This is a genomic window from Micromonospora sp. DT62 (genome assembly GCF_049847285.1).
Taxonomy (GTDB): Bacteria; Actinomycetota; Actinomycetes; order Mycobacteriales; family Micromonosporaceae; genus Micromonospora; species Micromonospora reichwaldensis.
In genome coordinates this window covers 63,907-83,762 of record NZ_JBNCOB010000029.1, presented here as the reverse complement: position 1 = coordinate 83,762, position 19,856 = coordinate 63,907, and the positions used below count along the sequence as shown (strand labels likewise).

Here is a 19,856-nt window from a genome sequence, read left to right as displayed (position 1 = left end):
CGCGACGGTGGCGGGGTAAGCGCGCGGCGCAGTCCATGCGACAGGAGGGACATCATGCCGGAAAGCCTCGCGGTCAGGCAGGTCGACATCGGCAACGCCGTGGCCGACATGTGGAGGTCGGTGCTGCTCTTCATACCGCGGGCCATCGCGTTCATCGCGATCCTCGTGGTCGGATGGCTCATCGCCAGAGCCGTGCTCAAGATCGTGGACACGGCGTTGGAACGGGTCGGGTTCGACAAGGCGGTGGAACGGGGCGGCATCAAGCGCGCGCTGGAACGCACCAAGTACGACGCCAGTGACATCCTGGCGAGACTGGCGTACTACGCCGTGCTGCTGTTCACCCTGCAGTTCGCCTTCGGGGTGTGGGGACCCAACGCGATCAGTGACCTGATCAGCGGCGTGGTCGCCTGGCTGCCACGCGCCTTCGTGGCGATCGTCATCATCGTCGTGGCCGCCGCGATCGCCAACGCCGTCCGGGATCTGATCACCGGGGCGCTGGGCGGGCTCGCGTACGGCAAGGTCCTGGCCGACCTGGTGGCGGTCTTCATCCTCGCGCTGGGTGTGATCGGCGCGCTGAACCAGGTGGGCATCGCCACCACGGTGACCACACCGGTGCTGATCGCGGTGCTCGCCACCGTGGCCGGCATCCTGATCATCGGTGTCGGCGGTGGCCTGGTGCGGCCGATGCAGAACCGCTGGGAAGGCTGGCTGAACCGGATGGCCGAGGAGTCGCGGGCGGTGCAGGAGCACCGCCGGGCCCGGGAGGCCGGTCAGACCGACGTCGGCCGGCAGATGGCGGACCGGACGGCGGCCGAGCGCACCGAGGTCATGCCCCGCGGGCAGGAGTCCGCGACGGCCGGCGGGCGCGGCACGTACCAGTCGGGGAACGTCAGCGACGAGACCCAGCAGTTCCGCCGCTGACCTGGCGGTGAGCGAGACGGGGAGGGGTGTCCGCGGACGTGCGGGCGCCCCTCCGGCGTGTCCGGCCGGGATCCGGGGCCCGCCCGGGCTTCAGACCAGCGGGAGCGGGGCGGTCGCCGGGGCCCCGAGCGAGCGGGTCAGCGCGCAGACCGCGAGCAACCGGGTGAGCAGCCAGTCCGGTGCGGACCAGTCCACCGGCGCCGCCGGCGGCTGCCAGCCGTGCTCCAGCGCGGCGGCGCGGACACCTTCCGCGTAGCCGGCGAGCGCGGCGGCGCTCAGCGGCCGGCGGTCGCCGTCCAGGCTCTCCCGCACCGCCGCGGCGTGCTGGTCGACCAGGGCGAGCAGGCCCGGACGCGCGGCGGCGGCGGCCAGTCCCTCGGCACCGACCGAGGCGGACAGGAGAGCGAGGGTGGCTCGCGCCGAACTGGCGGCGGAACGGGCCTCGACCCGGGTGAACGGCACACGCATGGTGACCGAGGCTATCCGGCCGTGACCAGGGTCGACCTCGGCCGGTCGGCGGGTTTTTGACCCTCCCCCGAACGGTCAGCGGGCGACGTGGGCGGTTGATCCGACGTCGGTGGGGCAGGAGGGAACCGCCCGGACGGGCACAGCCGAAACCTGGAGGAACGGATGGGACGACACGAGGACGGGCCGGACGAGGAGCACCGCAGACCCGCCGGGGTCAGCGACGGGACGGTGGCGGCGCTCGGCAAGCTGAGCGAGGCGCTGGAGTGCGTCGAGCGGGTCCGCGGTCACCTCTACTCGCTGCACCAGCTGGTGGGGCACGCCGACCTGATGCTCGACGACGCCGTGGAGATGTTCCGCGCCGCCGGGCACGACCGGATCGCCGACCGTATCGACACCGACCTGCTGGGCCGCAACGTGATCGCCGGACGGTGGACGTTCCAGATCGTCGAGGACTTCGACGACAACTACTACGCCCTCTTCCGCGACCTCGACCGGGCCGCCCGGGAGGAGCTGGTCGGCGGTCGCCGGCACCTCTACGAGGCGGAGATGAAGGAACGGCGGCGCAGCCGGGGCCGACCCGGGCACGAGGCGCGCCCCGACGGCGGAGGCTAGCCGCGTGCGCCCCCGCCGCGCGCGCGACGGGCGGCCCGCCGCGTCGGCGGGTGGGCCTGCTGTACGGCCCAGGGACAGCTAGCGCGCCGCGACCGGGTGCTCCTCGGCCGCGATGCGCAGCGCCTCGACCAGGCGGCGGTAGAGGTCGTCGCCGGCCAGCAGCTCGGCGTGGGTGCCCTGGGCCCGGATCCGGCCGTGCTCCAGCACCACGATCCGGTCGGCGTCGAGCACCGTGGAGAGCCGGTGTGCGATGGTCAGCACGGCGCCGACCGCCGCGCGCTGCCGGACGCACTCCTGCAACGCCGCCTCGGTCAGCCCGTCGACCTGCGCGGTCGCCTCGTCGAGCAGCAGCACGTCGGGGGTGCGCAGCATGGCCCGGGCCAGGGCGATGCGCTGGCGCTCCCCGCCGGACACCTCCGTCGACGACAGCGACGTGTCCAGTCCGTCCGGCAGTGAGTCGATCTTGTCGTCGAGCCGGACGGCGCGCAGCACCGTCCGGATCTCCTCCTCCGTGGCGTCCGGATGGGTGAACCGCAGGTTGTCGCGGATGGTGCCGGGCACCACCGGCGTCTCCTGCTCGACGTACGCCAGCCGGGCCCGCACCTGGTCGTGCCCGTGGGCCGCGTACGGTCGGCCGTCGAGCAGCAGGTGCCCCCGCTCGGGCTCGAGGAAGCGCAGGATCAGCGAGAAGAGCGTGGTCTTGCCGGCTCCCGAGGGCCCCACGATCGCGGTGTGCCCACGCCGGGGGACGGCCAGGTCGATGTCCCGCACCGCCGGGGGCGCCTCCGGGCCGTACCGGGCGGTGACCCCGCAGAACACGAGCACCGGCTGCTCCGCGTCGGGCGTCGGCGCGCGTTCCGCCGGGGCGGGCGCCGGTCCCGCCGGCTCGGTCGCGATGGTCTCGACCTCGCGGATCCGTCCCGCCGCCGCGATCCCCGCCTGCAACGCCGTGGTGTTCTGGGTCAGCTCGGTGATCGGCCCCATCAGCTGGAACGTGTACAGCAGGAAGGCGATCAGGCTGGAGATCTCCAGCAGGCCGTGCTGGGCCCGCCAGGCGCCGATGCCCAGGATCGCGATCACCGCGAGCTGGATCCCCGTCCAGGCGATCGTCCAGACCGACGCCGTCACCCGCGCGGCCCGTACGCTGTGCGTCGCCGCCTGCCGGGCGTCGGCGACGATCCGCTCGGTCAACCGGGCCTCCGCCCGGCTGGCCTTGACCGTGCGGATCGCGCGCAGCGCCCCCTCCAGGACGCCGCCCAGCGCGCCCGTCGACTCCTGCGCCGCGGCCTGCGCCTGCCCGATGCGGGGCATCAGTGCGCCCATGACCGCGGCGACGACCAGCACGGCGGCCACGGTGCAGCCGAGCAGGAACAGGTCGAGCACCCCCATCAGCACGAGGGTGCCGGCCAGGGCGATGCCGGCGTTGACCAGGCCGACGATGCTGCCGGACGCCTCGCGTAGCAGCTGGGTGTCGGAGGTGGCCCGGGTGACCAGTTCGCCGGTGGGGCGGCGTTGCAGGTCGCCGACGCGGGCCCGGAGGTAGTGCCGGACGATCGAGGCCCGCGCGTCGAGCACGATGTGCTCGGCAAGCGTTCCGAGCAGCCGCCACTGCCACAGCGAGACGGCCGCGCCGACGACGACGAGCGCCAGCAGGGCGCCGATCGGGCGGGCCATCGACTCGCCGGCGCCGAGCGTGTCCAGGACCCACTTGGTGACCATCGGCGTCGCGAGCCCGGCCGTGTTGGCGGCGAGCCCCAGCACGAGACCGAGGAGCATCGTCCGCCGGTGCGGGACGAGGAACGAGGTGAGCGTGCGCAACCGGGGGAACGCCGGGGCGGAAGGAGTCATGCCCTGAATGGAACACCAGTGTTCCATTCAGGGCAACCGGTATTCCGAAAGGACGTGTTGGTATCGTCGCCGACGTGACCGACCAGCAGGTGTCCGGCAGTCGCGCCCGGACCCGCCAGGCCATCGTCGACGCGGCGATCGAGGTGTGGGGGCGCAACCCCGCCGCCTCCCTCGGCGACATCGCCACCGCCGCCGACGTGGGGCGTACGACGTTGCACCGCTACTTCGCCGAGCGGGCCGACCTGTTCGGGGCGGTCGGCGCCGAGGCCGGCGCCCGGCTGGACCGGGCGACCGCCCAGGCGCGGATCGCCGAGGGCGCCGGTGCGTCGGCCGTGCGCCGGCTCTGCCAGGAGTACTTCGACCTCGGCACTCTGCTCTCGCTGATCTTCACCGAGCCGGAGACCGGTGCCGGTTCCACCGACGGTGGGTGCGACCCGGACTTCGTCGCGATGGTCGAACGCGGGCACCGCGACGGCACCATCGACCCGGAGCTGCCGGCGGGGTGGGTGCAGAGCCTGATCTGGTCCCAGTTGTACGCCGGCTGGGCCTACCTGGCCGAGACCGGTGCCTCCCGGCACGAGGTGCTGCGCCTGATCCTGCGCACCGTCGACGGCGCGATCGCGGTCAAGCCGGGATGATCCGGCCGGCGCGGCGGGATGCCGTCGCGCCGGCCGCCGCGTCACTCCATGGAGCGGGCGTCCGCCGGGCGGCGGCGGGCCGCGTCGTCGGCGATGATCACGGTCGCCACCATCAGCGCGACGCAGAGGCTGAACAACCAGGAGTCGTCCGATGCCAGCTTGGCGGAGACGGGAGCCTGCAGCGCGGCGAGGAGGAAGCCGAGCCATGCCAGGCGGCGCTGACGCGTGGAGAGGATGCCGGAGCCCTGATGCATCCCGAAAGTCTTGCTCGCGACCCGGCGCTTGCCGTCAGCCGAACGGCCGATTCTGGATGAGCTGTCCGTTTTACCACCCGTCCGGACCGTAATCTTCGTCCCACCGGGGGAGGCGGACTGGCGCCGCCGTCGACTCCGGGCAGGATGGTCCTCCGTGTCCACCGCCCCGCCCCGCGCCTCGCTGCTCCTGCTGGCCTACCTCGCGTTCGTCAGCCTCGGCCTGCCCGACGGCCTGATCGGCGTGGGCTGGCCCTCGATCCGGGCCGACTTCGGCGTGCCCACCGAGGCCGTCGGCCTCGTGCTCACCGCCGGCACCGCCGGCTACCTGACCTCCAGCGTGCTGGCCGGCTTCACGCTGGCCCGGCTCGGCGTCGGCTGGCTGCTCGCCGGCAGCACGCTGCTGGCCAGCCTCGCGCTCACCGGCTACGCGTCGACCCCCGGGCTCGCCCTGATGGTGGGCTGCGCGCTGGTGCTCGGCCTGGGCTCCGGCGCGATCGACTCCGGCCTGAACGCGTACGCGGCCGGCGCCTTCGGCCCCCGGCACATGAACTGGATGCACGCGTTCTTCGGCCTCGGCGTGGCGCTCGGGCCGTTGATCATGACCGGCGCGCTCAGCGCCGGGCTCTCCTGGCGCTGGGGCTACGGCCTGGTGGCGGGGGCCCAGCTCGCGCTGGCCGCCGCGTTCGCGCTGACCGTGCGGGCCTGGCGGGACCGCGCCCCGGCCCGCGAGACCGCCGGGTCCGCCGCCGGGGAGGCCTCCGTCGCCCCACCGACCGTCACCCGGGTACGCGAGACGCTGCGCCTGCCGGCGGTCTGGCTCGGCGCGTCGGCCTTCGCCGTCTACGTGGCCATCGAGGTGGCGGCCGGGCTCTGGGCGTTCCTGCTGCTGACCGAGGGACGCGGCCTCGGTGCGGCTGTCGCCGGCGTCTGCGTCTCGGGCTACTGGGGCAGCCTGTTCGTCGGGCGCGTGGTGCAGGGCGTGGTGGCCGAACGGCTGGGCGCGGCGGTGGTGCTGCGGGGCAGCCTGGCCGGGATGGCGGTCGGGGCGGTCCTGATCGCGTTGCCGGCGCCGGCCTGGGTCGCCGTGGCCGGGCTGTTCGTCGTCGGCTTCGCCGCCGCCCCGGTCTTCCCGCTGCTCACCCTCACCACCGCCGAGCGGGTCGGTGCGGCGCACGCGGACCGGACCATCGGGCTCCAGATCGCCGCGGCCGGGCTGGGCGGCGCGCTGGTGCCCGCCGGCATCGGGGTGCTGCTCGGCAACACCTCGGTCGAGCTGCTCGGGCCGGCGCTCGTCGTCCTCGCGCTGGGCCTGATCGCCCTGCACGCGGCCGGCACCCGCCGGCCGGCCCCCACGCCCCGCTGAGCGGCGTGGACCCTTCGCGTCGAGCGGCGCGGCGGGCGGACCCGGGTGGGCCCCGCCCGCCGCGCCGTGCGGTTCACATCGTGTCCGGTCCGGTCCGGCCGGTCGTCGAGGGCCGGTACGCGCGGTCCGGGTCGGTCGGCTCCCGGTCCGCACCGGCGGCCTGCCCGCCCCGGTCCGCCGCCTGAGGGCCGTGCCCGAAGGCGGCCTCCTCTCCGGCGTCGTTCGCCGTCACGTCGTCGGCCTGGCCGTCCAGGGTCGACCGCGCGACGGCCCGGTCCAGTTCCTGGAGCGGAGTCCGTTCCTCGTCCCGCCACACCTTGTCGTCGTCCGTCATGCCAATCGCGGTACCCCGGCCGGGTCCCCGCAAACGACGATGGCCGCCGGGGGAGCCGGCGGCCATCGGAGGTTCACACCCGGGGGGCGGGGAATCAGGGCTGCGGGCGGTCGACCTTGCCGCGCCAGGCGCCGGTCTCCTGACCGCGTCGCTCGATGAACTGCTTGAAACGCTCCAGGTCGCCCTTGGCGCGCCGGTCGACGACGCCGAGCTTGTCGCCGGCCTGTTCGACCACGCCGTGCGGTTCGAACTCGAGCTGCAGCGTGACCCGGGTGTTGTCCTGGTCCAGCCGGTGGAAGGTCACCACGCCGGCCTGCTGGGTGCCGCCCGTGGAGCGCCACGCGACCCGCTCGTCCGGGAGCTGCTCGGTGATCTCGGCGTCGAACTCCCGCTTCACCCCGGCGATCTCCACCGTCCAGTGGGTCATCGTGTCCGTCAGCTGCCGGACCTCCTGGACCCCCTCCATGAAGTGGGGGAAGTCCTCGAACTGGGTCCACTGGTCGTACGCGGTGCGGACCGGGACGGAGACGTCCACGTGTTCGGTAACGCCACTCATAAGGCATCCTCCTTCGTCCGCCGGTGACGGGCCTGATCGTGCGGGGATCCGGTCACCAACGGGTCGTCTCGTTCTTGTGGCCGAGCGCCGCCCACACCTCGGATATCGTCTGGTAGCGGGTGCCCTCGGGCAGCCGCTCCAGTTCGGCGAGGATGTCCGCCGGCGCCTCGTTGTCCCGCGCGTTGGCGATCAGCGCCTCCCGGTCACCGGGCAGGGCGGCCATCGTGATGAACCGGCCGAGCCGGCTGCGTCGCTCGACGTCCTCGGAGCTCATCCCCTTGGGCGCGCCCGTACGCAGGTCGCCGGCCGGGGCCGTGGTCGGCTCCGGCTGGTCCTCACCCGCCGGCTCCGGCACGCGGGACTCGTCGACCCGCGAGCCGCCGGTCCCCGGCCCCTGCACGAGGCCGCTGACCTCCCGGCTCATCTGCTCGTCGACCCTCGGTCCGTGCTTGCTGCTGCCACGTTCCATGCCTTCTGCGCTACCCGGTGTCATCGGCGGTAAACGGGCGCACTGGCGTCGCGGCCGGTAAACCCGCGCGGGTTACGTGGTGGCCGGCGTCTTCGGGGGCAGGACCGGCTCGTCGGTGTCCGGCTCGCCGGCCTGGAGCACCCGGCCGCGCTGGAGTTCCGCGTTGATCTGCACGCCGAGCATCAGCGCGGAGTTGGACAGGTAGAGCCAGACCAGGAAGGCGATCACCGCACCGAGGCTGCCGTAGGTGGCGTCGTACGAGCCGAAGTTGGCGACGTAGAGGCCGAAGCCGAAGGAGGCGAGGGCCCAGGCGACCAGGGCCACCGCGCCGCCCGGGGTGAGCCAGCGGAACCGCGGCTGCCGGACGTTCGGCGCGGTCCAGAACAGCAGGCTCAGCAGCACCATCATGATCATCGCGAGCACGGGCCACTTGGCGATGCTCCACACCGTACGCGCCAGCCCGCCGGCGTTGATCAGGTCGCCCACCGCGTCGGTGACCGGCCCGCTGACGATCAGCCCGGTGGCGACGATCGCCAACAGCACCAGCGAGATCGCCGCCAGGCCGATCTGCACCGGCCGCAGCTTCCAGACCGGCCGCCCCTCCTCGACCCCGTAGACGGCGTTGGAGGCCCGGGTGAACGCGCCGATGAAGCCGGAGGCCGACCAGAGGGCACCGAGCAGACCGAAGCTCAGCAGCGCGCTGGCCGAGTCGTTCTGGTCGACCACGCCCCGCACCACGCCGACGAAGCCCTCGTTCGCCACCACCGAGCCGGCGCCCATGTCCCGGGCCAGGTCCAGCACGGTGTCGACGGTCTGTTCGCCGTTGGACACCAGCCCGACCAGGGCGACCACCACGATCGTGGACGGGAAGAGCGCGAGCACCCCGTAGTAGGTCAGGGCGGCGGCCCAGTCCGCGCAGTTGTCCTTGACGAAGTTGCGCACGCTGCGCACCAGCACTCCGCGCCAGGTGCGCCAGCTCAGCTGCCGTACCCGGCGGGGGATCCGCGGTCGCCGCTCCCCGGCGAGCACCGCGCCGGGTTCCGTCGTCGTCATGCCCGCTCCCTGTGCCCCGGCCGCCGGATGGCCCGGTGCATCCGGCTTCGCCTCGCCCGCCGGTACCCCTGGCCGGAAATCGACAAACCCGACCTCCGGTTTGCCGACCGGACGCGGGGGAACGGTCAGGGGGAACCCATCGACGCGGAGGAGGACGAGATGCCCGGGCGCGAGGTACTGCCCAGCACGCTGCGACGCTCCCCCAAGAAGGCGCAGCGCACCTGGGAGAAGACGCACGACTCGGCCGTGGAGACGTACGGCGAGGGGGAGCGGGCGCACCGCACCGCCTTCGCCGCCGTCAAGCACGAGTTCGAGAAGGTCGGCGACCACTGGGAGCCCAAGGGCCGCAAGGGGCCGAGCGACCGCCAGGCGGCCGGCGGCGGACCGGAGCGCCGGGCACCCACGGCCGGCGGGGTGGACGCCAACGCCACCAAGGACCACCTGATGAAGGTGGCCCGCAAGCTGGACGTGCCCGGCCGTTCGACCATGACGAAGCCCGAACTGGTCAAGGCCATCGACAAGGCGAACAACCGCCGGACCGCCAACGCCCGCGGCCGCTGAGGCCACCTTTCGGGTACGCGACGCAGGGGCTGTCCGCGCACGGACAGCCCCTGCGGGTGTCTCACCAGTGGCCGCCGCCGGGTGCCTCGATGTGCACCGCCTTCGTCGCGGTGAACTCGTCCAGCAGCTCCGGCCCGTAGCCGAAACCGTGCCCGCTGCCCCGGCGCGGATGCGCGGCACCGCCCGGCGCGCCGCCGAACACCGCGTTGACCTTCACGGTGCCCACCGGCAGCTCCCGCCAGGCGCGCTGGGCGTGACTCATCGATCCGGTCAGCACCGTCGCGGCCAGCCCGTACGGGGAGTCGGCGGCGCACCGCAGCGCCTCGGAGAACGAGTCGACGGCGACGATCGGGGCGACCGGCCCGAACGTCTCCTCGCGTACCACCGTCATGTCGTGCCGGCAGTCGGTGAGCACGGTCGCCGGGTAGAACGCCCCCGGCCCGTCGGGCAGCGTGCCGCCGGTGCGGATCCGCGCGCCCTGGGCCACCGCCGCGGTCACCTGCCCGTGCACGTGGTCGCGGTGCCGCCGGTCCACCAGCGGCCCCAGCTCGGTACGCGGGTCGCCGCCCGGACCCGTCCGCAGCTTCGTGGCCCGCTCCACCAGCGCCAGTGCGAAGTCCTCCGCGACGTCCCGGTGCACGTAGATCCGCTCCACCGCGACGCAGATCTGCCCCGCGTTGGCGAACGCGCCGACCGCCGCCTGCCCGGCCGCCCACACCGGGTCGACGTCGCCGTCCACGACGAGCGGATCGCTGCCGCCGTTCTCCAGCAGCACCTTCGCCCCGGTCCGTGCCGCCGCGGCCGCGATGGCCCGACCGGCGGCGGTGGAGCCGACGTGGGCGACGACGTCCACCTCCTGGGCGGCCAGCGCCGCCCCGACCTCCGGGCCCCCGGTCAACAGCGACAGCACCCCGGGCGGCAGCGCGGAGTCGAGCGCCTTCGCCAGCAGCCAGCCGGTCGCCGGGGCGCGCTCGCTCGGCTTGTGCAGCACCACGTTGCCGGTGACCAGGGCCGCGCCGAGCAGCCCGCAGGAGACCGCCACCGGGTCGTTCCACGGGGTGATCGCGGCGACCACCCCACGCGGCTGCGGCGTCATGAAGTCGAGGGCGTGGGTGGCGCCGTGCAGGGTCCGCCCGCCGCGCACGGGGGCGAGTTCCGCGTACTGTCGCAGCGTGCCGATCCCCGCCTCCACACCGCCCCGGGCGTCCGACAGGGGTTTGCCCATCTCGGCCGTCGTGGCCCGGGCCAGGTCGTCGGCCACCGCCGCCACGGCGTCCGCCGCCCGGTGCAGGGCCGCCGCCCGTTCCGCCGGGGCGGTCGCCGCCCACTCCGCCGCGACGCCGCGCGTCGCCTCCACCGCCTTGCCGACCTCGTCGGCCGTCGCCACCGGCGCCGAGCTGACCGGGGAGCCGTCGGCCGGATCGTGTACGACCAACTCGCCACCCTCGCCGCCCGCGCCCCACACTCCGCCTATGAGCTGCGCAACCGTGTACATGGCAGTGCATGCCCCGGCCCCGGCGCGGCAAACGCGTTTCGCCCGGTTGCTGGCCGGGTAGGCGGATCGGATGAGTTCGCCCGGCGCGGAGAGCGCGGACGCCGTCGTCGTGGGAGCAGGCCACAACGGCCTGGTCGCCGCCAATCTGCTCGCCGACGCCGGCTGGGACGTGCTGGTGCTGGAGGCCACGGAGACCCCGGGCGGGGCGGTGCGCTCCGCCGAGGTGACAGCCCCCGGCTACCTGAGCGACCTCTACAGCTCCTTCTATCCCCTCGGCTACGCCTCGCCGGTGTTGCGCGGGCTGGGGCTCGACCGGTACGGGTTGCGCTGGCGGCACTCCCCGGACGTGCTGGCCCACCTGCTGCCCGACGGGCGCGCGGCGGTGCTCAACCGCGATCCGGAGGCCACCGCGGCCTCGCTGGAGGCGTTCGCCCCGGGCGACGGCAAGCGCTGGCTGCACGCGTACGACGACTGGCGCCAGGTGGCCGAGCCGATGCTGGAGAGCATCACCAGGCCGTTCCCGCCGGTGCGCGGGGGCCTGACCCTGCTGCGCCGGCTGCGCGTGTCCGGGGCGCTGCGGCTGGCCCGGCGACTGGTGGTGCCGGTACGCAAACTCGGCGACGAACTCTTCGAGGGCGAGGGCGGCCCGGTGCTGCTGGCCGGCTGCGCCCTGCACACCGACCTGTCGCCCGAGGAGGCCGGTTCGGGCGTGTACGGCTGGCTGCTCGCCATGCTCGGCCAGCAGGTCGGCTGGCCGGTGCCCGACGGCGGCGCCCAGAAGATCACCGACGCGCTGGTGGCCCGGCTGACCGAGCGCGGCGGCCGGATCCTCTACGGCGCGCACGTCGACCGGGTGCTGACCGCCCGCGGCCGGGCGATGGGCGTGCGTACCACCGGCGGCGCCCTCTGGCGGGCCCGCCGCGCGGTGCTCGCCGACGTCCCCGCGCCCGCCCTCTACCTGGACCTGGTCGGCGCGGCGGCGCTGCCGCCCCGGTTGGTGGAGGACCTGGCGCACTTCCGCTGGGACGGCTCGACGCTGAAGGTGGACTGGGCGCTGTCGGCCCCCGTGCCGTGGACCAACCGGGCGGTCGCCGCCGCCGGCACCGTGCACCTGGGGGCGGACCTGAACGGCCTCACCAGCTACGCCGCCGCGTTGGCCCGCAAGGAGATCCCGCGCGACCCGTTCCTGCTGCTGGGACAGATGTCGGTGGCCGACCCGAGCCACTCGCCGCCGGGCACGGAGTCGCTCTGGTCGTACACCCACCTGCCGTTCCGTCAGACTTGGCGGGCCGAGGAGATCGCCGCGCACGTCGAGCGGATGGAGCAGGTGCTGGAGGAGGCCGCGCCGGGCTTCCGCAGCCTGATAGTGGGGCGGCACGTGGCCGGGCCGGCCGACCTGGAGGCGGGCGACCCGAGCCTGGTCGGCGGCGCGCTCGGCGGTGGCACCGCCGCCGCGTACCAGCAGCTGTTCCTGCGCCCGATCCCCGGCCTGGGCCGCGCGGACACGCCGGTGGACCGGCTGTTCCTGGCGAGCGCGTCGGCGCACCCGGGCGGCGGCGTGCACGGCGCGCCCGGCGCGAACGCTGCCCGCGCCGCCCTGGCCCGTGACCGCGCCCTCACCGGCCCGCTGTACGCGGCCGGGATCGACGCCGCGCACCGCGCGATCTACCGCTGACCGCCAGCACGGCGAAGAAGTCACGCCGTGCCCGTGCCCGTGCCCGTGCGCCGTGCGCGGTGCGCCGTGCGCCGTGCACGGCTGCCTGCATGAACAGGCCGATTCTTCGCGGATCCGGGCCAGCAGGGGACCCGGACGGGCGCGTGCCCGCCGGCGGATTGTGGGCGAAGTTGCTGACGGACAGTAAGGGGAGCGCTGGCCGCGCTGGTCGCTCGCTGCACCCTTTGCTCTGCACCCATATACGCAACGGTTGCTCTGGGTGACGGTCTGCGGGCGAGTCCGCCGCGTCGGCGACGAGCCAGCCCCAGGTCAGCGACGTGGTGCGTATATAGGTGCAGAGCAAAGGGCGGAGAGTGGCGATCCGGAGGCGGGGTTGATGGTTACGGAAGGTGAGGATTACGCTCCGCAGTCGCGGTGCTGGGTGATCGGACTTCCCCGTGCGGCGGACGGACTGAACTCAAGGTCGCCCGTCCGCCGCTACCGCCCGTCCGCCGCCGCTACCGCTCGCGGCGGAGGATCGGGTCGGGTCAGCGCTCGATGTTGCGGTGCTTGCTGCGCAGCTTGAACGGCATCAGCGCGCTCTCGATCTTGGTCGCGGTGGTCATCTTGGATGCGCCGTCGCGCCGCTCCTCGAAGCGGATCGGCACCTCCAGGATGGTGTGCCCCAGCTTCGTGGCCAGGTAGTGCATCTCCACCTGGAAGCTGTAGCCGTTGGACTGCACCCGCTCCAGGCCGATGTCGCGCAGCGCGTCCGCCCGCCAGATCTTGAAGCCGGCGGTGAGGTCGCGGATCCGGACCCGCAGCAGCGTGTGCACGTAGAGGTTGGCCCAGCCACTGAGCGCCCGCCGGTAGAGCGGCCAGTTCTCGTCCAGCTCGCCGCCGGGCACGTACCGGGAGCCGATCACCACGCCGGACTGGGTGGAGAGCAGCGCGCCGAGCATGCCCGGCAGCGCCTCCGGCGGGTGCGACAGGTCGGCGTCCATCTGCGCCACGTACTCGGCGCCGCCCTCGAGGGCGCGCCCGATGCCGTCCACGTAGGCCCGGCCGAGGCCCTCCTTGCCGGCCCGGTGCACGACCTCGACCCGGTCGGGGTGCTCGATGGCCAGCTTGTCCGCCACCTCACCCGTGCCGTCCGGCGAGTTGTCGTCGGCGACCAGGATCTTCAGGCCCGGCAGCGGCAGGGCCAGCAGCCGCTCGACCAGCACCGGGAGGTTGCCCGCCTCGTTGTAGGTGGGAACCACGACGGTCAGGCGTGCGTCCCGCCACGGCACGGGCAACTGCACGGGTTCGATCATGTCGGACATCCTCGGTCGGCGGACAGGGCTCCCTGAGAGCGTAGCCAGTTGCCACATCCGGGTCGAAAAGGCCACCCCTACCGCCCCGTCTTCCGCCCCGACGAGGGCCCGTTCCGGGGTCAGCGGAGGCGGCGGACCAGCGCGGTGAGCGCCACCGCCAGCCCCGCCAGGGCGGCGCCGGAGACGGCCGGCTTGTGCGTACCGATCCACAGGGCGGCCGAGCGGCCACGGGCCCGGTCGGTGAACACGCCCTCCGCGCCCCGGTCCCGTTCGTCGTCCCCGGGACGGTCCAGGTTGTCCCGCCAGGCGGCCGGGTCGATCGGGGTCTCGGTCTGCTGGCTGTCGTAGCCGTCGCGCGCCAGCTTCCGGTCGAGCAGGCCGGGGGCGAGGACGTCGCCGAGCCGGGCGCGCCAGGTCGGCCCGCCCACGTTCAGTTCGCGCGGCCCGTGGTCGGCCGCCCAGACGATCGCCTTCGCGGCCACCTCGGGTGCGAAGATCGGCGGTACGGGCTGGGGGTGGCGGGGCAGCCGGGTGCGTACCCAGGAGAACTGCGGGGTGTTGATCGCCGGCAGTTGCACCATCGACAGCTTCACGCCCGGACAGTCGTGCAGCAGCTCCGGCCGCAGCGAGTCGTTGAAGCCCTGGACGGCGTGCTTGCTCGCGCAGTACGCCGACTGCAACGGGATCCCGCGGTAGGCCAGCGCGGAGCCGACCTGCACGACCGCGCCCCGCCCACGTGCCCGCATGTGCCGCAGCGCCGCGAGGGTGCCGTGCACGGTGCCGAGGTAGTTGACCTCGGTGACCCGCCGGAACTCGGTGGCCGGGATCTCCCACGCCGGGGCGAAGACGGAGACCATCGCGTTGTTCACCCACACGTCGATGCCGCCGAACCGGTGCACCACGTCGTCGGCGGCCTGCTGCACCGCCTCGGCGTCGGCCACGTCCACCCGGTAGGTGCGCACGTCCGAGGCGCCCAGCTCCCGGCAGTCGCGCTCGGCGGCCGCCAGCCCGGCCTCGCCGCGGGCGAGCAGCGCGAGCCGGGCGCCGCGCTCGGCGTACCGGCGGGCGACCGCCCGTCCCACGCCGGCGCTCGCCCCGGTGACCACCACGGCCTGCGTCATGCGTCCGCCTTCTGCCGCACGGCGATGTCGGCCAGCCGGGTCAGGGTCTCCTTGTTGCGCTGGTGCAGCACCAGGTCGTTGATCTTGTTGCGTACCCAGTGCAGGGGACCGGCGGCGAAGTCCTCGCCGATGCGTACCCGGGTGGCGTCCGAGCCGACCGCTTCGAGGGTGAACACCACGATGGCCTCCCCGGCCGGCCAGAGGCCGGCGCGGATCACCAACCGGCGCGGCGGGTCACAGGTCAGCACCGTGGAGACGTCGTGCAGGGAGAACGGCCACGGCCCGGCCTTGTGGTGCAGTTGGCTGCCCACCCGGGGCCAGGCGTCGTCCACGTCGCGCACGTGCACCGTGCCCACGACCCAGTCGCTGTACGTCCACCCGTCCGCCAGCACCGCCCAGACCTGCTGCGGGGAAGCTTTGATCACTTTCTCCACAATCGCCACTGCGCTCCCATACCCCGGGTGCGGCCGGGGCTAACGGTGCCGACGGGTTAGCTTCTCCCGGGCGACGGGTAACGGCACCTGCGGGCCGGCGTGTCGACGCCGCCGCCGTACGACGCGGCGGGCGCGTCCGGGACGACGTTTACTCCCCGGGGCGCCGGGAACCCGCCGGCTGTGCGACAGGACCAGGTGGAGCCGGATCAGCGCAGGTCAGCCCGGGTTTTTGCCGGCGCTGACGGCACCGCGTCCGGGCCCGTCCTGTTCGACGCGGTGCTGCTGGACCGCGACGGCACGCTGATCGAGGACGTGCCGTACAACGGCGACCCCGAGAAGGTACGGCCGGTGCCGGGGGCACGGGCCGCCCTGGACCGGTTGCGGGCGGCGGGCCTGCGGCTGGCGGTGGTGACGAACCAGTCCGGCCTGGCCCGTGGCTTGTTCACCAGGGCGCAGATGCGGGCGGTGCACGCCCGGGTCGAGCGGTTGCTGGGGCCGTTCGACGCCTGGCTGGTGTGTCCGCACGACGACGGCGACGGATGCGGGTGCCGCAAGCCGGCGCCGGGGCTGGTGCACGCCGCGGCGCGGGAGTTGGGCACCGTGCCGTCGCGGTGCGTGCTGGTGGGGGACATCGGCCGGGACATGATCGCGGCATCGGCCGCGGGCGCGTCGGGGATCCTGGTGCCCACGCCGGTGACCCGCCCGCAGGAGGTGGCCGCCGCCCCGCAGGTGGCCCCCGATCTCCCGGCGGCGGTGACGGAGATCCTGCGCCGCCAGGCGGCGCTCGACCCGGCCACCTACCGGCAGGCCGACACCGACACCGACGCCGCGCGGGGCGCCGGCGGGCGTCGGGCGGGGACCGTGCTGGTGGTACGCGCCGACTCGGCCGGCGACGTGCTGGTGACCGGACCCGCCATCCGCGCCGTCGCCGCCCATGCCGAGCGGGTGGTGTTGCTGTGCGGGCCCCGGGGACGCGCCGCGGCGGAACTCCTGCCCGGCGTCGACGAGATCGTCGAACACCGGCTGCCCTGGATCGACCCCGCGCCCGACCCCGTCGACCCCGCCGACATGCGTCAGCTCGCCGACCGGCTCACCGCCGTGCACGCCGACGAGGCGGTCGTCTTCACCAGCTTCCACCAGTCACCCCTGCCCCTGGCCCTGCTGCTGCGCCTGGCCGGGGTCGGACGCGTGAGCGCCATCAGCGACGACTACCCGGGCAGCCTGCTCGACGTACGGCACCGCGTGCCGACCGGCGTACCCGAACCGGAACGCGCGCTCTCCCTCGCCGCCGCCGCCGGCTTCACCCTCGCCGACCACGACGGACCCGCCCTGCGCCTGCGTCCGGCGCAGGCGCCGCCGCCGGAGGTCGGCGCGCCCGGCTACGTGGTGCTGCACCCCGGCTCGGCGGCGCAGGCCCGGGGCTGCCCGCCGGAGCTGGCCGCGCGGATCGCCCGCGCCCTGACGGCCGCCGGCCACCGGGTGGTGGTCACCGGCGGCCCCGACGAGCAGGAGCTGACCGCGCGGGTGGCCGGCGACGTCGCCGTCGACCTGGGCGGGCGGACCGGCCTCGCCGGGCTGGCCGCGACGGTCGCCGGCGCCGGCGCGGTCGTGGTCGGCAACACCGGCCCCGCGCACCTCGCCGCCGCCCACGGGGTGCCGGTGGTCAGCCTGTTCGCCCCCACGGTGCCGTTCGGGCAGTGGGGGCCGTGGCGGGTGCCCACGGTGCGCCTCGGCGACGCGGAGGCCGCCTGCCGCGACACCCGCGCGGCGCGCTGCCCGGTGCCCGGACACCCCTGCCTCAGCGGCGTCGGCCCCGAGGAGGTCGTCGACGCGCTGCGGCTGCTCGGGGTGACCCCGTCGGTCCGGTCGGGGCCGCCCACCGGCAGCCCGCCCGCCGGCGGGCCGACGCTGGCCACCATCGGCGGGAGCGGCGGATGAACCTGCTCCTGTGGCACGTGCACGGCTCCTGGACCACGTCGTTCGTGCACGGCAAGCACCGGTACCTGGTGCCCGTCACCCCGGACCGGGGCCCCTACGGCCTCGGCCGCGCCCGCACCTACCCGTGGCCCGACACGGCCGTCGAGGTGACCCCCGAGCAGCTGCGCACCGCCGACGTCGACCTGGTCGTCCTGCAACGCCCCGAGGAGATCGACCTTGCCGAGCGGTGGCTCGGTCGGCGACCCGGCCGCGACGTACCCGCCGTCTACGTCGAGCACAACACGCCCAAGGACGGCGACGTCCCCGACAGCCGGCACCCCATGGCCGACCGCGACGACCTGCTCGTCGCCCACGTCACCGGGTTCAACGAGCTGTTCTGGGACACCGGCACCACCCGCACCACCGTGGTCGACCACGGCATCGTCCCTCCCGCCGTGCGGTACACGGGCGAGCTCGACCGGCTCGCGGTGGTGATCAACGAGCCGGTACGCCGGTGGCGGGTCACCGGCACCGACCTGCTGCCCCGCTTCGCCGAGATCGCCCCGCTGGACGTCTTCGGCATGAAGGTCGCCGGGCTGGCCGAGCACCTTGGCCTGCCCGCCGACCGGCTCACCAGCCACGACGACCTGCCCCAGCACCGGATGCACGCCGAGTTGGGGCGGCGGCGGGCGTACCTGCACCTGTGCCGGTGGACCTCGCTGGGGCTGAGCCTGATCGAGGCGATGTCCATCGGGATGCCGGTGGTCGCGCTGGCCGCCACGGAGGCGGCGATGGCGGTGCCACCGGGGGCGGGCGCGCTGTCCACCCGGCTCGACACCCTGCTCGACGCGGCCCGCCGGTTCGTCGACGAGCCGGCGGAGGCACGCCGGGCGGGGGAGCGGGCCCGCGCCGCCGCCCGGGACCGCTACGGCCTCGACCGTTTCCTCGCCGACTGGGACCGGCTGCTGGAGGAGGAAGTATGCGCATCGCGATGATCTCGGAGCACGCCAGCCCGCTCGCCATCCTGGGCGGCGAGGACGCCGGCGGTCAGAACACGCATGTCGCCGAGCTCTCCGCCGCCCTCGCGGCCGCCGGACACGACGTGCGGGTCTACACCCGCCGCGACGCCGTGGACCTGCCGGTGACCGTACGCAGTCCGGACGGCTACGACGTGGTGCACGTCCCGGCGGGGCCGGCCGAGCCGGTCGCCAAGGACGCCCTGCTGCCGCACATGCGGGAGTTCAGCCGCTGGCTGGTCGACCGGTGGCGGGGCGGCGACTGGATGCCCGAGGTGATCCACGCGCACTTCTGGATGAGCGGCCTCGCCGCGCTGGCCGCCAGCCGGCAGACCGGCGTTCCGGTCGTGCAGACGTACCACGCCCTGGGGGTGGTCAAGCGGCGGCACCAGGGCGTGCAGGACACCAGCCCGGCCCGCCGGATCGGCTACGAGCGGGAGCTGGGCCGGGCCGTCGACCGGGTCATCGCCCAGTGCCGCGACGAGGTCGGCGAGCTGGTCCGGATGGGCGTGCCCCGGTCCCGGATGACGGTCGTGCCGTCCGGGGTCAACCTGGGCACGTTCGCCCCGCTGGGGCCGACCGCCGAGCGGGAGGACGGCCGGCCGCGGATCCTGACCGTCGGCCGGCTGGTCGAGCGCAAGGGCTTCCAGACGGTCGTGCGGGCGATGGCGTACGTGCCCGAGGCCGAGTGTGTCGTCGTCGGCGGCCCGCCCGCCGGCCTGCTGGAGACCGACCCGTACGCCCGCCGGCTGCGCGCCCTCGCGGTCAGCTGCGGGGTCGCCGACCGGGTCAAACTGGTCGGCGCGGTGCCCCGCGAGGAGATGGGCCGCTGGTACCGCTCGGCGGACGTCCTGGTGGCCGCCCCCTGGTACGAGCCGTTCGGGCTCACCCCGCTGGAGGCGATGGCGTGCGGCGTGCCCGTGGTGGGCACCGCCGTCGGCGGGATCAAGGACACCGTGGTCGAGGGCGTCACCGGCGACCTGGTGCCGGCCCGGGACCCGCGTGCGCTGGGCGCCGCGATCCAGGGGCTGCTCGACGACCGGATCCGCCGCTTCGCGTACGCGACGGCGGCGCGGGAACGGGCCCGGCTCCGGTACTCCTGGGCGGCCACGGCGGAGCGGCTGGTGGAGGTCTACGGCGACGTGGCGGTCCACCGGCCGACCCGGGTGGTGGCCTGATGGCGGCACCCACGCCGCTGGACGCGCACCTGACGAACCTGGCGGCGGCGCTGGTGCCCTTCCGACGGCACGAGACGCTGCTGGCCCGCTGGGGGGAGGCCCTCGCGCGTCGGCTGGTCGACGGCGGCCGGCTGCTGGTGGCCGGCAACGGCGGCAGCGCCGCCGAGGCCCAGCACCTCACCGCCGAGCTCGTCGGGAAACTCCGCGACGACCGCCAGCCCCTGTCCGCCATCGCGTTGCACGCGGAGACCTCCGCGATGACCGCCATCGGCAACGACTACGGCTACGACGAGGTCTTCGCCCGCCAGGTACGCGCCCACGGCCGCGCCGGCGACGTCCTGCTGCTGCTGTCGACCAGCGGCACCAGCGCCAACCTGCTCGCCGCCGCCCGGGCCGGCCGCGACAGTGGACTCACCTGCTGGGCCCTGACCGGTCCCGCCCCCAACCCCCTGGCGGAGCTGTGCCACGACGTGCTCGCCGTCGGCTCGGTCGACAGCCAGGTGGTGCAGGAACTCCACCTCGTGACCAGCCACCTCCTCTGCGAGTACGTCGAGCGGGCGCTGCCGGTGGCGCCCGCCGCGCCCGTACGGACCGGGGTCGAGGTGGTGCTCGACGGCGGTGCAGGTCAGCAGGTCCAGGCGTGATGAG

At 74.5% G+C, this 19,856-nt stretch carries 21 protein-coding genes; 10 read left to right on the top strand and 11 right to left on the bottom strand.

Going from position 1 to position 19,856, the window contains the following annotated elements; genetic code table 11:
* The first annotated feature begins 54 nt into the window (after window positions 1-54).
* Window positions 55-921, top strand: coding sequence for a mechanosensitive ion channel family protein (locus ACPXCB_RS27680; RefSeq protein ID WP_425878729.1), 867 nt, complete (start codon window positions 55-57; stop codon window positions 919-921).
* 90 nt (window positions 922-1,011) lie between these two features.
* Here the strand turns inward: ACPXCB_RS27680 and ACPXCB_RS27675 are convergent, their stop codons facing one another.
* On the bottom strand, window positions 1,012-1,389 hold the full coding sequence (locus tag ACPXCB_RS27675; RefSeq protein WP_357880610.1) for a DUF6401 family natural product biosynthesis protein: 378 nt from the start codon (window positions 1,387-1,389) through the stop codon (window positions 1,012-1,014).
* A gap of 162 nt (window positions 1,390-1,551) precedes the next feature.
* Here ACPXCB_RS27675 and ACPXCB_RS27670 point away from each other — a divergent pair, with 162 nt between their 5' ends.
* Window positions 1,552-2,001, top strand: a complete 450-nt coding sequence (locus ACPXCB_RS27670; protein WP_425878728.1) for a hypothetical protein — start codon at window positions 1,552-1,554, stop codon at window positions 1,999-2,001.
* Window positions 2,002-2,079: 78 nt separating this feature from the next.
* Here the strand turns inward: ACPXCB_RS27670 and ACPXCB_RS27665 are convergent, their stop codons facing one another.
* Window positions 2,080-3,849 carry an ABC transporter ATP-binding protein gene (locus tag ACPXCB_RS27665; protein WP_425878727.1) on the bottom strand — a complete coding sequence of 590 codons (1,770 nt, stop codon included), beginning with the start codon at window positions 3,847-3,849 and terminating at the stop codon, window positions 2,080-2,082.
* 74 nt (window positions 3,850-3,923) lie between these two features.
* Here ACPXCB_RS27665 and ACPXCB_RS27660 point away from each other — a divergent pair, with 74 nt between their 5' ends.
* Window positions 3,924-4,487, top strand: a complete 564-nt coding sequence (locus tag ACPXCB_RS27660; protein ID WP_425878725.1) for a TetR/AcrR family transcriptional regulator — start codon at window positions 3,924-3,926, stop codon at window positions 4,485-4,487.
* 41 nt (window positions 4,488-4,528) lie between these two features.
* Here ACPXCB_RS27660 and ACPXCB_RS27655 read toward each other — a convergent pair whose 3' ends face one another.
* Entirely contained in the window at window positions 4,529-4,741 is a 213-nt protein-coding gene (locus ACPXCB_RS27655) for a hypothetical protein (protein WP_132235960.1), read from the bottom strand.
* A 154-nt stretch (window positions 4,742-4,895) separates the two neighbouring features.
* Here ACPXCB_RS27655 and ACPXCB_RS27650 point away from each other — a divergent pair, with 154 nt between their 5' ends.
* A complete protein-coding gene (locus tag ACPXCB_RS27650; RefSeq protein ID WP_425878723.1) occupies window positions 4,896-6,104 on the top strand; it encodes an MFS transporter in 1,209 nt (402 codons plus the stop codon).
* Between the two features lie 73 nt (window positions 6,105-6,177).
* Here the strand turns inward: ACPXCB_RS27650 and ACPXCB_RS27645 are convergent, their stop codons facing one another.
* The 4 genes from ACPXCB_RS27645 to ACPXCB_RS27630 form a co-directional block, all read right to left on the bottom strand.
* The gene (locus tag ACPXCB_RS27645; protein ID WP_425878721.1) at window positions 6,178-6,438 is read right to left on the bottom strand and encodes a hypothetical protein; all 261 of its coding nucleotides are present in this window, start codon (window positions 6,436-6,438) and stop codon (window positions 6,178-6,180) included.
* Between the two features lie 94 nt (window positions 6,439-6,532).
* On the bottom strand, window positions 6,533-6,994 hold the full coding sequence (locus ACPXCB_RS27640; protein WP_327027630.1) for an SRPBCC family protein: 462 nt from the start codon (window positions 6,992-6,994) through the stop codon (window positions 6,533-6,535).
* Between the two features lie 52 nt (window positions 6,995-7,046).
* Entirely contained in the window at window positions 7,047-7,463 is a 417-nt protein-coding gene (locus tag ACPXCB_RS27635) for a DUF2795 domain-containing protein (protein WP_425878720.1), read from the bottom strand.
* A gap of 72 nt (window positions 7,464-7,535) precedes the next feature.
* A complete protein-coding gene (locus tag ACPXCB_RS27630) occupies window positions 7,536-8,516 on the bottom strand; it encodes a YihY/virulence factor BrkB family protein (protein WP_425878718.1) in 981 nt (326 codons plus the stop codon).
* 159 nt (window positions 8,517-8,675) lie between these two features.
* On the opposite strand from ACPXCB_RS27630, the gene ACPXCB_RS27625 reads away from it, so the two are divergent.
* Window positions 8,676-9,077 carry a ChaB family protein gene (locus ACPXCB_RS27625; RefSeq protein WP_425878716.1) on the top strand — a complete coding sequence of 134 codons (402 nt, stop codon included), beginning with the start codon at window positions 8,676-8,678 and terminating at the stop codon, window positions 9,075-9,077.
* A 61-nt stretch (window positions 9,078-9,138) separates the two neighbouring features.
* Here the strand turns inward: ACPXCB_RS27625 and ACPXCB_RS27620 are convergent, their stop codons facing one another.
* A complete protein-coding gene (locus ACPXCB_RS27620; RefSeq protein ID WP_425878714.1) occupies window positions 9,139-10,572 on the bottom strand; it encodes an aldehyde dehydrogenase family protein in 1,434 nt (477 codons plus the stop codon).
* A gap of 70 nt (window positions 10,573-10,642) precedes the next feature.
* Between ACPXCB_RS27620 and ACPXCB_RS27615 the strand changes: the two genes are divergently transcribed.
* The gene (locus ACPXCB_RS27615) at window positions 10,643-12,247 is read left to right on the top strand and encodes a phytoene desaturase family protein (protein ID WP_425878712.1); all 1,605 of its coding nucleotides are present in this window, start codon (window positions 10,643-10,645) and stop codon (window positions 12,245-12,247) included.
* Window positions 12,248-12,774: 527 nt separating this feature from the next.
* On the opposite strand, the gene ACPXCB_RS27610 is transcribed toward ACPXCB_RS27615, so the two are convergent.
* The 3 genes from ACPXCB_RS27610 to ACPXCB_RS27600 form a co-directional block, all read right to left on the bottom strand.
* A complete protein-coding gene (locus ACPXCB_RS27610) occupies window positions 12,775-13,542 on the bottom strand; it encodes a polyprenol monophosphomannose synthase (RefSeq protein ID WP_425878710.1) in 768 nt (255 codons plus the stop codon).
* Between the two features lie 119 nt (window positions 13,543-13,661).
* A complete protein-coding gene (locus tag ACPXCB_RS27605) occupies window positions 13,662-14,663 on the bottom strand; it encodes an SDR family oxidoreductase (RefSeq protein ID WP_425878708.1) in 1,002 nt (333 codons plus the stop codon).
* Window positions 14,660-15,088, bottom strand: a complete 429-nt coding sequence (locus ACPXCB_RS27600) for an SRPBCC family protein (RefSeq protein ID WP_425878706.1) — start codon at window positions 15,086-15,088, stop codon at window positions 14,660-14,662. The genes ACPXCB_RS27605 and ACPXCB_RS27600 overlap by 4 nt, the downstream gene beginning before the upstream one ends.
* 285 nt (window positions 15,089-15,373) lie before the next feature.
* Between ACPXCB_RS27600 and ACPXCB_RS27595 the strand changes: the two genes are divergently transcribed.
* From ACPXCB_RS27595 to ACPXCB_RS27580, 4 genes are read left to right on the top strand one after another with little or no spacing between them, the layout of a single operon-like run.
* Window positions 15,374-17,035, top strand: coding sequence for an HAD-IIIA family hydrolase (locus tag ACPXCB_RS27595; RefSeq protein ID WP_425878747.1), 1,662 nt, complete (start codon window positions 15,374-15,376; stop codon window positions 17,033-17,035).
* Entirely contained in the window at window positions 17,032-18,009 is a 978-nt protein-coding gene (locus ACPXCB_RS27590) for a glycosyltransferase (protein WP_425878704.1), read from the top strand. The genes ACPXCB_RS27595 and ACPXCB_RS27590 overlap by 4 nt, the downstream gene beginning before the upstream one ends.
* Complete coding sequence (locus tag ACPXCB_RS27585; protein ID WP_425878702.1) at window positions 17,994-19,208, top strand: glycosyltransferase; 1,215 nt, start codon at window positions 17,994-17,996, stop codon at window positions 19,206-19,208. The genes ACPXCB_RS27590 and ACPXCB_RS27585 overlap by 16 nt, the downstream gene beginning before the upstream one ends.
* On the top strand, window positions 19,205-19,852 hold the full coding sequence (locus ACPXCB_RS27580; RefSeq protein WP_425878745.1) for a D-sedoheptulose-7-phosphate isomerase: 648 nt from the start codon (window positions 19,205-19,207) through the stop codon (window positions 19,850-19,852). The genes ACPXCB_RS27585 and ACPXCB_RS27580 overlap by 4 nt, the downstream gene beginning before the upstream one ends.
* Window positions 19,853-19,856: the final 4 nt, after the last annotated feature.